We start from the raw sequence: 13,492 nt of genomic DNA, 5'->3' as shown, positions 1-13,492 counted from the left end.
CCCGTGCCCCCCTCGGGGGGGCCGGGCCATCCGTCGTTCCGGAGCACGAGTTAGCGCCGCGGCCCGCCCCGGATTGCCCATTTGGCTTTGCGGAAGAGGGGCCCGCGCAAGTACAACTGCGGGTAGATGGCACAATCAGTACATGCACCGGCACCATGAACCTCCGTACGCGGGCGGCGAACCCGCGGCTGAGGACTCCATGGGCCGGCCATCCGAACGCCGAATTGACGATCGGCCGGACGTCACCTCCGCACCAGCTGAGGGGCCGGACGACCAGGAAGTCGCAGCGCTCTACGCGCTTGTGGCCGAGCGGTTGAAGCAAGCTCACGCCCGCGTGCATGCGCTGAACGTGTCTGCCGATGCAAAGACCGCTCTCACCCGTCAACTCCTCATCGTCACCGAGGCCGCCAAGCGCGATCTTCCGGAGGCGGCAAGGCGGTTGAGTCGCTTTGTACATGACCTCGACGAGCGGCCCCCGCCGCTCGACTGAGGTCGCCGACGCGCAAATCCATTGCGACACTAGGGTGATTCGCGCGTTTGGTAATTGAAAGTCCGCAGATACATACCTAACGTGCGAAAAGAACGGATGGAATCATCCGGCGCCCGTTTCCGAAGGGGAAGACGTGAACAAGGCTCAGCTTGTCGAAGCGGTGGCCGAGCAGCTGGGCGGTCGCAAGGCTGCCGCAGAGGCCGTCGACGCAGTGCTCGACACCATGGTCCGTGCCGTTGGGGCCGGAGGCGCCCGCGAGCATCCGCCGGAGCAGGTCGCGCAGCGCCGTCCGCTCGTCCGGGCCGAGCGCGGCCAGTGGCTCGCGGGCGAAGTTCAGCGACTCGCGCAGTTCCTCGGAGGCGGCCGAGCCGGTGCCGGTGGCGGCGACCAGCTTGACCCGGCGGTCGTGCCGGTCGGCCTCACGGGTCACGAAGCCGCGGGATTCGAGCCGGTCGACGATGCCGGTGATGTTGGAGGGCTCGCAGCTGAGCGTCTGGGCGATCTGGCGCATCGGCATCGGGCCGCGCCGCAGCAGCGCGAGCACCTTGGCCTGGGCGCCGGTGAGCGAGCGGGCGGCGGCGGCCTCCTCGTACTCGCGGTGGAACAGTGCGACCAGGTTGGCCATCAGGTCGACGACCTCGCGGGTGATCTCGTCGGGCTGCGGCGCGGCGTCCTGGATCGACTGGGTGTCCATGGTCGACAGTCTACCTGAAAAGTTGACAACATGAACCTTTCATGCCCATCGTTACTTCAGTTGCTCAACCTTTCAGGTGCCGAAACCGCACCTGAACCACACCTGAACCCGCAGCCGAACCGCAAGGAGCGCCCCCGATGGCAGAGCAGGCCGCCGCCCCCGCGACCGCCCGTGAATGGCACCTCGCCGCCCGCCCGCAGGGCTGGCCGGTGCCGACCGACTTCGCCCTGGTCGAGGCCCCGGTCCGGGCCCCCGGCCCGGGCGAGATCCTGGTCCGCAACGCCTACCTCTCGGTGGACCCGTACATGAGGGGCCGGATGAACGACGTGAAGTCGTACGTCCCGCCGTTCCAGCTGGGCCGGGCCATGGACGGCGGTGCGGTCGGCTACGTCGTCGCCTCCGGGGCCGAGGGCTTCGCCCCGGGCGACGCGGTGCTGCACGGGCTCGGCTGGCGCGAGTACGCGACCCTGGACGCCGGGCGCGCGGTCAAGGTCGACCCGGCCGCCGCCCCGCTCTCCGCCTACCTCGGCGTGCTCGGCATGCCCGGCCTGACCGCCTACGCCGGCCTGCTCGCCGTCGGCGCCCTGAAGGAGGGCGACAAGGTCTTCGTCTCCGGCGCGGCCGGCGCGGTCGGCTCGCTGGTCGGCCAGATCGCCAGGCTCAAGGGCGCCTCGCTGGTGGTCGGTTCGGCCGGCTCGGCGCAGAAGGTGGCCAGGCTGGTGGGCGAGTACGGCTTCGACGCGGCCTTCAACTACAAGGACGCCCCGGTCGCCGAGCAGCTCGCCGAGGCCGCCCCGGACGGCATCGACCTCTACTTCGACAACGTCGGCGGCGACCACCTGGAGGCCGCGATCGGCGCGCTGAACGTGCACGGCCGCGCGGTGCTCTGCGGTGCCATCGCCCAGTACAACGACACCGCCGCACCCGCCGCCCCGCGCAACCTCGCGCTCGCCATCGGCAAGCGGCTGCGCCTGGAGGGCATGCTGGTGGGCGACCACGCCGGGCTCCAGTCGCAGTTCGTCGCGGAGGTGGCCGGCTGGCTGAAGTCCGGTGAACTGCGCACCGAGGAGACCGTGGTGGACGGTTTCGAGAACGCCGCCGAGGCCTTCCTCGATCTGCTGCGCGGCGTCAACACCGGCAAGATGGTCGTCCGCCTGGACGGCTGACGCTCCGTCAGGTCACCGACCGCCCCGTCGCCCGCACCGGGAGGCGGGGCGGTCGGGCATCGGCGGTGCGCGCTCGGGCGCGGGCGTCGCGGCCGCACTACCGCATTCCGGCCGGATCCGAAAGTGCGTCATCCATCCTGTGGCGCCGCGCGGTACGGTGGTCCCGCCGGCGATGGGGCCGTTCGGGGGAGAGATCCGGCCGAGGGGTGGACCTCGTTGAGGATTCGACTAGCATTGAGCGAAAGCCTGTCCGTTTTGCTCAATTTAGTAGCTTAATGTCGGCTAACGTGAGTAACTGCGGATCAACTGCAGGCACGAGGCAGCTGGGGAAGGCGACCCTCGTCCACAGCCTGGAGGTCCCGGTGACGACACGTGGAGTTCTGTACATCCACTCCGCGCCCCGCGCGCTGTGCCCGCACGTCGAGTGGGCCGTCGCGGGGGTGCTCGGTGTGCGGGTGAGCCTGGACTGGATCCGCCAGCCGGCCGCACCCGGGCATTGGCGTGCCGAGCTCTCCTGGCAGGGGGAGCCCGGTACGGCTTCGAAGCTCGCCTCCGCGCTGCGCGGCTGGCAGCTGATGCGGTACGAGGTGACCAGCGAGCCCTGCGCCACGGCGGAGGGGGAGCGGTACAGCAGCACGCCCTCGCTCGGCATCTTCCACGCCGTCACGGGCATCCACGGCGACATCCTGATCCCCGAGGACCGGTTGCGCGCCGTCCTGCTGCGCGCCCGCAGCGAGGGGGCCGATCTGGAGGCCGAGATCGCCCGGCTGCTCGGCAAGCCCTGGGACGACGAGCTGGAGCCGTTCCGGTACGCGGGCGAGGGCGCGCCGGTGCGCTGGCTGCACCAGGTGGTCTGAGGCCGCCCCGCACGGACCGGGCAGGCACGACGAAGGGGCCGGCGCTCAAGGAGAGCGCCGGCCCCTTCGTCACGGGCGTCAGCGGGTGCGGAAGGCCAGCACCACGTTGTGGCCGCCGAAGCCGAACGAGTTGTTCAGCGCGGCGATCCGGCCCTCGGGCAGCTTGCGGGCCTCGTCACGGACGATGTCGGCGTCCACGTCGTCGTCCAGCTCGTCCACGTTGATGGTCGGCGGGGCGATCCGGTGGTACAGGGCCAGCACGGTGGCGACGGTCTCGATGCCGCCGGCGCCGCCCAGCAGGTGGCCGGTCATCGACTTGGTGGCCGAGACCGCGATGTGGTCGAGGTCGTCGCCCAGCTCCTTGCGCAGCGCCTTCAGCTCGGCGGTGTCGCCCTGCGGGGTCGAGGTGGCGTGCGCGTTGACGTGCACGATCTCGGCCTTGTCCAGCTCGTTGCGCTCGAACAGGTCGGCCAGCGCGCGGGCCACGCCGGCGCCGGTCGGCTCGGGCTGGGCGATGTGGTGGGCGTCCGAGGACAGGCCCTGGCCCACGGCCTCGCAGTAGATCCGGGCGCCGCGCGCCTCGGCGTGCTCGACCGACTCCAGCACGACCACGCCGGCACCCTCGCCCAGCACGAAGCCGTCGCGGGCCTTGTCGTAGGGGCGGGACGCGCGCTGGGGGTCGTCGTTCTTCTTCGACATCGCCATCATGTTGGCGAACGCGGCGATCGGCAGCGGGTGGATCGCCGCCTCGGTGCCGCCGGCCACCACGACGTCGGCGCGGCCGGTACGGATCATCTCGATCGCGTAGCCGATCGCCTCGGCGCCGGAGGCACAGGCGGAGACGGGGGTGTGCACGCCCGCGCGAGCGCCGACCTCCAGACCGACGTTGGCCGCCGGGGAGTTGGGCATCAGCATCGGGACGGTGTGCGGGGAGACCTTGCGGGCGCCCTTCTCCTTCAGCACGTCGTACTGGTCGAGGAGCGTGGTCACGCCGCCGATGCCGGAGGCGATCACGGCGCCCAGGCGCTCGGGGGCGAGCTTGGAGGACTCGTCGGTGGCGGGGGTCTCGTAGCCGGCGTCGGCCCAGGCCTCGCGGGCGGCGATCAGCGCGAACTGGGCCGAGCGGTCCAGCTTGCGGGCCAGCGGGCGGGGCAGGATCTCGCCCGGCTCGACGGCGGTCCTCGCCGCGATCTTCACCGGCAGGTCCTCGGCCCACTCCTCGGTCAGGGCCGCCACGCCGGACCGACCGGCGACCAGGTTCTCCCAGGTGCTGGCGGCGTCGGCGCCCAGCGGCGTGAAGGCGCCGATACCCGTGACGACCACGGTGCGGTTTTCAGCGGTCACTGGTTTCTTCTTCTCTCACGTGTGCGGGGGGTCGGCGGCGTGCCGAGGAAGGGCCCGGCCGGGCGCCCCGAGTGGGGGCGTCCCGGCCGGCGGGGTCGGCCAGGCTCGATGAGCCCGGCCGACCGGTCAGCCTTCGCCGGCGTACGGGACGCCGGACGGGCTGGCCGAGTCGAACTGGTCGATCGATCAGGCGTTGAGGATGTAGTTCACCGCGTCGCCGACGGTCTTCAGGTTCTTGACCTCGTCGTCCGGGATCTTGACGTCGAAGCGCTCCTCGGCGGCCACGACGACCTCGACCATGGACAGCGAGTCGACGTCCAGGTCGTCGGTGAAGGACTTGTCGAGCTGGACGTCCTCGGTCGGGATGCCGGCGATCTCGTTGACGATCTCGGCGAGACCTTCCAGGACCTCTTCCTGGGTAGCCATACTGGCTGCTCCTCTACGGTGTTGAGCGTGTCCGGCCGGCGGCCGGACACAGGCTTGTGAATTGGGCGAATGCGCCTAGGGGAGAGTAACGACTGCTGCGGCGTACACGAGACCCGCCCCGAACCCGATGATCAGGGCCAGGTCCCCGCTGTGGGCCTCACCGCTCTCCAGCATGCGTTCCATCGCCAGCGGGATGGAGGCCGCGGAAGTGTTGCCGGTCTCGGCGATGTCGCGGGCGACGGGTACCGACTCCGGCAGCTTGAGCGCCTTGATCATGGCATCCGTGATCCGCATGTTGGCCTGGTGGGGGATGAACGCGCCGAGCTGGTCGGCGGTGATCCCGGCGGCGTCCAGCGCCTGCTGGGCCACCTTGGCCATCTCCCAGACCGCCCAGCGGAAGACCGGCTGGCCGTCCATCCTCAGGGCCGGCCACTTGGTCTCCTCGCCCGCGCCGTTGATCGCGTCGGACTTGGCGAAGGCGGTGTCCCAGGCCTGGGTCTGGGTGATGAGGTCGGCCTGCGAGCCGTCCGAGCCCCAGATCAGCTTGCCGATGCCGGGGGTGTCCGACGGGCCGACGATCGCGGCGCCGGCGCCGTCACCGAAGATGAAGGCGGTGGAGCGGTCCGACTGGTCGGTCAGGTCGCTGAGCCGCTCGACGCCGATGACCAGCACGTAGTCGGCGTTGCCGCCGCGGATCATGCCGTCGGCCAGGCCAAGGCCGTAGCCGAAGCCGGCACAGGCGGCCGAGATGTCGAAGGCCGGGGCGTTGCCGCAGCCGAGCCGCTCGGAGATCTCGGTGGCGATCGCGGGGGTCTGCTTGAGGTGCGAGACGGTCGAGACGATCACGCCGCCGATCTGCTCGGCGGAGATCCCGGCCTGGGCGATGGCCTTGCCGGCCGCCTGGACCGACATCTCGGCGACGGACTCCTCCGGGCCGGCCCAGCGGCGCTCGGCGATCCCGCTGCGGGTGCGGATCCACTCGTCCGAGGAGTCGATCCACTCCAGGACCTCGGAGTTGGGGATCACCCGGACCGGGCGGTAGCCGCCGACGCCGAGGATGCGCGAGTACTGCGCGCCGCTCACCGGACGGATCTGGGGCTTGGTCATGCCTGGGTCTCCTGCTCCTGACCGCCGTGCTCCGCAACGAGCTCGCGGGCCTTGTCCAGATCGGCGGGGGTCTTGAGGGCGAGCGTGGCCACACCCTTGAGGTTGCGCTTGAGCAGCCCCGTGAGGGTGCCGGCGGGGGACAGCTCGATCACGGCCGTCGCACCCAGCTGCCCGAGGGTCTCCATGCAGAGGTCCCAGCGGACGGGGTTGGAGACCTGCGAGACCAGGCGCGCGAGCACCTCGGCACCGGTGTCCACGACCGCGCCGTCCCTGTTGGAGACGTAGCGGACCAGCGGGTCGGCCGCGGTCAGCGTCGGGGCCAGCTGGGCCAGCCGCTCGACGCCCGGGGCCATGTGCTCGGTGTGGAAGGCGCCGGCCACCTTGAGGGCGATCAGCTTGGCGCGGGCCGGCGGGTCCGCCTTCAGCGCCTCCAGCTGGTCCAGCGTGCCGGCGGCGACGATCTGGCCGCCGCCGTTGTTGTTGGCCGCGGTCAGACCGTGCTCGGCCAGCTTCGCCGCGACCTCCTCCGGCTCGCCGCCGAGCACGGCGAGCATGCCGGTCTCGGTGACGGCGGCGGCCTCGGCCATGGCCCGGCCGCGCTCACGCACGAAGGTCAGCGCGTCGTGGGCGCCGAGCACCCCGGCGCCGGCGGCGGCGGTGATCTCACCGACGCTGTGACCGGCCACGGCGCCGACCAGCTTGCGGGCGGCGTCCTCGTCCGGGAACAGCTCCCGGGCGGTCACCAGACCTGCCGCGACCAGCAGCGGCTGGGCGACGGCGGTGTCCTTGATCTCCTCGGCGGACGCCTCGGTACCGGCGTGCACCAGGTCGAGCCCGGCGACCTCCGACCAGCCGCGCAGGCGGTCGGCGACGCCGTCGAGCTCCAGCCAGGGGCTGAGGAAACCGGGGGACTGAGCACCCTGTCCAGGGGCGACGATTACGAGCACGGTTCAACCCTCTCTCGCCAGGCGCCCAGGGGCGGGTAGGCGACGGTAACGAAGAAAACCATCCCTGATTGTGCGGTTCCTACACTCCGGCTCAGCCGGGCTCCCCGACGGCGCCCAACCGGCCGAGGGCCAGTGCGATCCGCAGGGTGAACGCCGAACGTACGTCGGAGGGGGCGTACCCCGTGACGTCAGTCACACGTCGCAGCCGGTAGCGCACCGTGTTGGGGTGGACAAAGAGCATCCGGGCCGCGCCCTCCAGCGAGGAGGCCTGCTCCAGGTAGACGCTCAGGGTCTCCAGCAGGGCGGACCCGGCCTCGTCCAGCGGTGTGTAGATCTCCTCCACCAGCTGACGGCGCGCGGCCTGGTCGCCGGCCAGCGCCCGCTCGGGCAGCAGGTCGTCGGCCAGCACCGGGCGGGGGGCGTCCGGCCAGGCGGCGCAGGCCCGCAGGCCGGCCGCGGCGGCGTGGGCCGAGCGGGTCGCGGAGAGCAGGTCGGGCACGGTCGGGCCGACCACCACCGGGCCCGGCGCGAACTGGCCGATCAGCGCCCGGGCCGCGTGCACCGGCTCCTTCTCGCCGCCGACCACGACCACCAGGCGCTTGCCCAGCACCCCGGTCAGCACGTTCAGCTTGGCGTACCGGGCGGCCCGGCGGATCGCCTCGACCACCAGCTCGCTGTCGCCGTCCGGCGCGCTGCCCATCACCACCCGGACCTGGCTGGGCTGGCCCCAGCCGAGTGCGGCGGCGCGGGAGAGCACGCCCTCGTCGGCGTCGCCGGACAGCAGCGAGTTGACCACCAGCGCCTCCAGCCGGGCGTCCCAGGCGCCGCGTGCCTCGGCGGCCTGGGCGTACACCTGGGCGGTCGCGAAGGCGATCTCCCGGGCGTAGACCAGCACCGACTCGCGCATGTCCGCCTCGTCGCCGGGGGCGGCCACCTCCTCGATGGCCTCCTCCATCACCTCGATCGTGGTGCGGATCAGCTCGACGGTCTGGCGCAGGGTGATCGCCCTGGTCAGCTCGCGCGGAGCGGTGCCGAAGACGTCGGTGGAGATCGCCTGGGCGGTGTCGGGGTGGCGGTACCACTCGGTGAAGGCGGCGATGCCGGCCTGGGCCACCAGGCCGATCCAGGAGCGGTGCTCCGGCGGCATCCGCCGGTACCAGCCGAGCTGGTCGTCCATCCGCGAGATCGCGGCGGTGGCCAGCTTGCCGGAGGACTTCTCCAGCCGCTTGAGCGTCGCCGCCCGGCGCTCGGCGCGCTCGGCGGCGTTTCTGCGCTCCTGGGCGGTCAGGCGGGGCGCCGCACGGCCGGGGGAGGGTTCGCGGGAGGGTGCGATGGAAGGGCGGACGAGGCGTCAGTTCCTGGCCGGTGCGGCATCGTTGGGCGGTTCTCTGGCCGTCGGGCCGGTGGCGGGCGCGGCCGCGCTCCCGCGGGGCTCGGGCGCCGGTGCCCGCGGTGGCCCGGGGCGGACCGTGGCGGTCCTCGGCGGCGGGGTCTCCGGGCTGAGCGCGGCGCACGAACTGGCCGAGCGCGGCTACCGGGTGACGGTGTACGAGTACTACGACGCGCTCGGCGGCAAGGCCCGCAGCATGGACGTGCCGGGCAGCGCGGCCGGTGGCCGTCGGGCGCTGCCGGGCGAGCACGGCTTCCGGTTCTTCCCCGGCTTCTACCGCAACCTGCCGGACACCCTGCGCCGCATCCCGTGCGCCGGCAACCCCGGTGGCGTCCACGACAACCTGCGCGACGCCACCCAGGCGCTGCTGGCCTTCGACGCCCCGCGCCCGGGACTGCTCCTCCCGTTCCGGTCCCTCACCCGCCCGCTCGACCTGGGCGACCTCGCCCCGGACGCCCTGCGGCGGACCCTGGCCGGCGCGCTGGACGAGGTGCTGCACCTGCCCGCCGGCGAGCCGGCCTACTTCGTGGACCGGCTCCTGGTCCACCTGACCAGCTGCGAGGTGCGCCGCGAGGAGCAGTGGGAGCGGGTGCCGTGGTGGGACTTCATCAGGGCGGGGCGGATGTCCCACGACTACCAGCGCCTCCTCGGGGTCGGCCTGACCCGGGACCTGGTCGCGACCCGGGCCGAGCGGGCCAGCACCCGTACGGTGGCCCGCACGGTCGTCGAGGCCTTCCTGCTGAACGGGCTGCTCGGGCGCGGCGGTGACGGGCAGCCCGACCGGGTGCTCAACGGCCCCACCAGCGAGGCCTGGATCGACCCGTGGGTGGCCCATCTGGCCTCGCTGGGCGTCGAGTTCCGCACCGGGACCGAGGTCCGGGAGGTGCTGTACGCCGAGGGCCGGATCACCGGGGTCCGGGTGGCGCCGGCCGGCGGCGGCGCCCCCGGGACGGTGCGGGCCGACTACTACCTCAGCGCGCTGCCGGTCGAGCACGCCCGCGCCACCTGGGGCCCGGGGCTGCGCGCCGCCGATCCCCGGCTGGCGCGCTGCGACGCGATCGGCACGGACTGGATGACGGGCATCCAGTTCTACCTGCGCCGCCCGGTGCGGCTGGTGCACGGCCACGCCGTCTGCCTGGACTCCCCGTGGTCGCTCACCGCGGTCGGCCAGGCGCAGTTCTGGGACCGGGACTTCGCGGCCGCGTACGGCGACGGTACGGTGCGCGACTGCCTCTCGGTCTGTGTCTCGGAGTGGGACCGGCCCGGGATCCTGTACGGCCGGACGGCCAAGGAGTGCACCCGCGAGGAGGTGGCCCGCGAGGTCTGGGCGCAGTGCCGGCGGGCCTTCGAGCGGCCGGGCGGCGGGTGGCCGGCGGACGCGGACGTGCACGGGTGGTTCCTCGACCCGGCCGTCACCGGTCTGGGCGGGCCGGCGCCGGCCAACCGCGAGCAGCTGCTGGTCCACCCGGCCGGAACGCTCTACGACCGGCCCTCCGCCGCGACCGCGGTGGGCAACTTCTTCCTGGCCGGCGACTACGTCCGCACCGACGTCGACCTGGCGACCATGGAGGGCGCCAACGAGTCCGCGCGGCGCGCCGTCAACGCCCTGCTGGACGCGGACGGTTCGAGCGCCGGTCGCTGCCGGGTCTGGGGGCTCTTCCGGCCCCCGGAGCTGGAGCCGCTCAAGCTGGTCGACGAGGCCCGCTACCGCCTCGGTCTGCCGAACACCTTCGACCTCGGGTGACCCGCCGCGCTCCCCCGGCGACACGACCCCGCCGCCTCGGGTCGCATGCGAACTCATGGAGCGGTATCCGAACTTGATGCGATTTCCGGCCCGTTCCGCGTCACACGCGCCGGTGAACGTGCCCCGAAACGGGGACGTGCACGACCGGTTGCCGCTCTCCTGGGGGCCCTGTCGGGATCGGGCGTCCGCCCGCCGATCATGAGAGTGGGGCCCAGGTGGGGACGAGAGGACGAAGGACGTGGGTCGCGCGGGCCGCGGTGCTCGCCGTCGCGCTGACCGGCAGCGGGCTGCTGACGGCGCCGCCGGCGTTCCCGCAGGGCGCGGACGGGGCGGTGACGGTCCGGGTGGTCCGGGCCGTGGACGTCTCGGGCGCGTGGACGCCCGCGCTGGAGCCGGGGCTGGCGGGTGTGCGGGTGACGCTCACCGGCGGGGACCGGGTCCGTGTCGAGGGCACCACGGCGGCCGACGGGACGGTGACGCTGGCGCCGCCGCCGCGCCGGGACCACGGCGGCACGTACCGGGTGCGGGTGGTGAATCCGAAGCCGGGCGTGCTGTTCCCCGCCTTCGCCTCGCGGCGGGGGCTGGACGGCGCGCCGAACCTGCTGAGCTCCAACGAGGAGTTCGTCGACCTCTCCGACGGCGCGAACGTCTCGTACACCACGGGGCTGTGGAGCCCCGGCGACTACTGCCAGAAGAACGCCCCCCTGGTGACGACCTGCCAGAACACCACGTGGGGAGGCGGTGCGCAGCGCACGCTGGTGTCGTTCCCGTACGGTGCGCGCGGCCAGGACGGCGTGGACGTGAACGTCACGGACATCGCCACCGACGCGCAGACCGGCACCCTGTTCGGCATCGCGTGGAACCGGGCCGACCGGCGGGTGTTCTCCTCGGCGGCGGCCAAGCGCACCACGGGCTACGGCCCGGGCGGCTCCGGCGGGATCTACGTGACCGACCTGGCGCGGAACAGCACCACACTGTTCACCACCGTCCCGGACGCCGGGGGCACCGCGCACGGGCCGGGCGCGGACGACGCGTTCCTGGCGGTGCCGGGCAAGGAGAGCCTCGGCGGGCTCAAGGTGACGGACGACGGCAGGGACCTGTTCGTCGTCAACCTCAACGACCGTCGGCTGTACCGCTACGACGCCACCGCGGCGACCGCGTCGGCGCCGAAGGCCGTCTACCCCGTCCCGGAACCGGGCTGTGCCTCGGCGGCGGACTGGCGCCCCTTCGGTCTGGGCCTGCAGGACGGGACCGGCTACCTCGGCGGCGTCTGCTCGGGCGAGTCGACGGGCGCGGTGTCGGACCTGCGGGCGGTCGTGCTGCCCTTCGACCCGGCCACCGGCCGGTTCGGGCCGGCCGTGCTGGACCAGCCGCTGGACTATCCGCGCCAGTCGACCGTCGGCGCGGGCCCGTGCGACGGCGCGGGCTGGTTCCCGTGGACGGACACCTACCCGACCACGCAGAACGGCCAGGCCTGCTCCGGCTACCGCGCCCAGCCGGAGCCGGAGCTGGGCGAGGTCGGCTTCGAGGCGGACGGCTCGATGCTGCTGGCCTTCCGCGACCGCCTCGCCGACCGGGCGACGGGCCAGGCGGCGGCGGGCGCCGCGGTCGGCGAGGTGCTGTCGGGCGGCGACCTGAACAAGGCCTGCCCGGCGAACGGCACCTACGTGCTGGACACCGACAACGGCTGCGGTCTCTCGCCCCGGGGCACCCGCTTCTTCGACACCAGCCGGATGGGCTTCCACCACAACGCGGCCTACGCCGGAATGGCGCTGTCCAAGGTCGAGACCACCATCGGGACCTCCGGGTTCGACCCCAACGACACGGCCTTCGGCTACGGCACGGCCTTCGTCCAGCGGGCGGACGGCCGTCAGGACCCGAGGGTCGGGCTGCGGCTCAACCCGGCGAACGTCCCCGCGCCGTTCGGCAAGGGCGCCTCGATGGGCGACCTGGAGGTGCTCTGCGACCGGGCTCCGCTCCAGATCGGCAACCGGGTCTGGTACGACCCCGAGCGCAGCGGCCTCCAACTGCCGGGCCAGAAGCCGGTTCCGGGTGCCACCGTCCACCTGTACGACGAGACGGGGAAGCTCGTCGGTACGACGAAGACGACCAAGCGCGGCGAGTACTACTTCGACGACAGCAACGTCGAGGGCGGCCTCAAGCCGAGGACCAAGTACACGATCAAGCTCGACAACCCGGCGGACTACGCCAAGGACGGCCCCCTCTTCCAGTGGGTGCCGACCGACCACGACGTCGGTGACAACCACTTCATCGACTCCAAGGGCATCGTGCCGAAGGACGGCAGGTTCCCGGAGCGGGCGCTGACCACCGGTGGCCCCGGCGAGAACGACCACACCTACGACTTCGGCTTCCGGCTGCAGGAGGGTGCGCTGCGCCTGGTCAAGCACGACCAGGACGGCAAGCCGCTGGCCGGCGCCAAGTTCCAGCTGTGGCACGAGACCAACGGGACCGACGGGCTCCAGCCGACCGGCGACAAGCCCGACACCAAGGTCGGTGAGCCCTGCACGACCGGCGCCGACGGCATCTGCCAGGGCACCGGCGTGCCGGGGACGTACTACTGGCAGGAGCTGAGCCCGCCGGACGGCTACGCGGCGCCGGAGGTCACCGTCCTCGGCCCGCTGAAGCTGACCTCGGCGAACCTCGACGCCGGTGTGGAGGTGACGGCCGTCAACAAGCTGATCCCCACCCCGACGCCGACCCCGACACCCACCCCGACCGAGACGCCGACCCCGGCGCCGACGTCGGCGGCTCCGGTGCCCCCGGCCCCGGTGCCCCCGGCGTCCGGGCACCTGCCCAACACCGGTGCGGGTGAAGGGATGCCGATCGTGTTGACCAGCGCGGCGGCGCTGATCGCCCTCGGCACCGCCACGGTGCTGATGGCCCGCAGGCGCAAGGCCGCCCGGCGCGGCTAGCCCCGCGCGGGGTACGTGAAGGGGGCCCGGCAGCGGGCCCGATCGGGCGGGTTCGTGGGACCGTTGGTCCCCGGGCCCGCCCGACTGTCGTGTCCGACCGAGGAAAGGGAGCGGCTGCATGCCCCGCAGGACGAAGGCCGAAGGCCGCGGACCACGGCGGTCCCACTGGCTCAAGGCCCTGATCGCGATCGTGGTGTGCGGCGCCGCGGCGGGCGGCGTGGCCGTCTACCGGACGGTCTCCGACGAGGCCGTCGAACGCCCGGTGACCACCGACGAGGCCGGCCGGCTCGCCCTGTCGCGCCTGAACCTCTACCAGGCGAGCCCGGTGGCGGTGACGCTCACGGCCGAGGAGGGCGGGGGCGTCACCATCCGGGTCGACGGGGTCGTCGACTAC

10 protein-coding genes and 3 pseudogenes are annotated in these 13,492 nt (G+C 72.8%); 7 read left to right on the top strand and 6 right to left on the bottom strand.

Annotation, left to right across the window (positions count from 1 at the left end):
- Positions 1-142 precede the first annotated feature (142 nt).
- Together ACIQOV_RS06890 and ACIQOV_RS06885 are read left to right on the top strand one after the other, a co-directional pair.
- Positions 143-490, top strand: a complete 348-nt coding sequence (locus tag ACIQOV_RS06890) for a hypothetical protein (RefSeq protein WP_380354200.1) — start codon at positions 143-145, stop codon at positions 488-490.
- Positions 491-623: 133 nt separating this feature from the next.
- Positions 624-737: pseudogene (locus ACIQOV_RS06885) on the top strand (HU family DNA-binding protein); the annotation flags it as partial.
- Between the two features lie 135 nt (positions 738-872).
- Here ACIQOV_RS06885 and ACIQOV_RS06880 read toward each other — a convergent pair.
- Positions 873-1,115 (bottom strand): annotated as a pseudogene (locus tag ACIQOV_RS06880) (MarR family winged helix-turn-helix transcriptional regulator); the annotation flags it as partial.
- A gap of 206 nt (positions 1,116-1,321) precedes the next feature.
- Here ACIQOV_RS06880 and ACIQOV_RS06875 point away from each other — a divergent pair.
- Together ACIQOV_RS06875 and ACIQOV_RS06870 are read left to right on the top strand one after the other, a co-directional pair.
- Complete coding sequence (locus ACIQOV_RS06875) at positions 1,322-2,350, top strand: NADP-dependent oxidoreductase (protein WP_401045743.1); 1,029 nt, start codon at positions 1,322-1,324, stop codon at positions 2,348-2,350.
- A gap of 362 nt (positions 2,351-2,712) precedes the next feature.
- Positions 2,713-3,207 (top strand): DUF3145 domain-containing protein, encoded by a 495-nt coding sequence (locus tag ACIQOV_RS06870; RefSeq protein WP_188296478.1) that lies wholly within the window; start codon positions 2,713-2,715, stop codon positions 3,205-3,207.
- A gap of 78 nt (positions 3,208-3,285) precedes the next feature.
- On the opposite strand, the gene fabF is transcribed toward ACIQOV_RS06870, so the two are convergent.
- From fabF to ACIQOV_RS06845, 5 genes are all read right to left on the bottom strand, one after another.
- On the bottom strand, positions 3,286-4,551 hold the full coding sequence (fabF, locus tag ACIQOV_RS06865) for a beta-ketoacyl-ACP synthase II (RefSeq protein WP_359913086.1): 1,266 nt from the start codon (positions 4,549-4,551) through the stop codon (positions 3,286-3,288).
- A gap of 186 nt (positions 4,552-4,737) precedes the next feature.
- Entirely contained in the window at positions 4,738-4,977 is a 240-nt protein-coding gene (locus ACIQOV_RS06860) for an acyl carrier protein (RefSeq protein ID WP_224283099.1), read from the bottom strand.
- 75 nt (positions 4,978-5,052) lie between these two features.
- Entirely contained in the window at positions 5,053-6,084 is a 1,032-nt protein-coding gene (locus tag ACIQOV_RS06855; RefSeq protein ID WP_359913083.1) for a beta-ketoacyl-ACP synthase III, read from the bottom strand.
- Entirely contained in the window at positions 6,081-7,031 is a 951-nt protein-coding gene (locus ACIQOV_RS06850; RefSeq protein WP_380630654.1) for an ACP S-malonyltransferase, read from the bottom strand. Before ACIQOV_RS06850 ends, ACIQOV_RS06855 begins: the two co-directional genes overlap by 4 nt.
- 91 nt (positions 7,032-7,122) lie before the next feature.
- Positions 7,123-8,208, bottom strand: coding sequence for a PucR family transcriptional regulator (locus tag ACIQOV_RS06845; protein WP_401045738.1), 1,086 nt, complete (start codon positions 8,206-8,208; stop codon positions 7,123-7,125).
- A gap of 154 nt (positions 8,209-8,362) precedes the next feature.
- Between ACIQOV_RS06845 and ACIQOV_RS06840 the strand changes: the two genes are divergently transcribed.
- From ACIQOV_RS06840 to ACIQOV_RS06830, 3 genes and pseudogenes are all read left to right on the top strand, one after another.
- Complete coding sequence (locus ACIQOV_RS06840; RefSeq protein ID WP_401045735.1) at positions 8,363-10,165, top strand: FAD-dependent oxidoreductase; 1,803 nt, start codon at positions 8,363-8,365, stop codon at positions 10,163-10,165.
- Positions 10,166-10,380: 215 nt separating this feature from the next.
- On the top strand, positions 10,381-13,098 hold the full coding sequence (locus ACIQOV_RS06835) for an SdrD B-like domain-containing protein (RefSeq protein ID WP_401045732.1): 2,718 nt from the start codon (positions 10,381-10,383) through the stop codon (positions 13,096-13,098).
- Between the two features lie 118 nt (positions 13,099-13,216).
- Positions 13,217-13,492, top strand: a pseudogene (locus tag ACIQOV_RS06830) (hypothetical protein); the annotation flags it as partial.

It is taken from the genome of Kitasatospora sp. NPDC091257, from assembly GCF_044757675.1.
In the GTDB taxonomy this organism is placed as follows: domain Bacteria; phylum Actinomycetota; class Actinomycetes; order Streptomycetales; family Streptomycetaceae; genus Kitasatospora; species Kitasatospora lactacystinica.
This window is presented reverse-complemented; position numbering and strand designations above follow the sequence as displayed.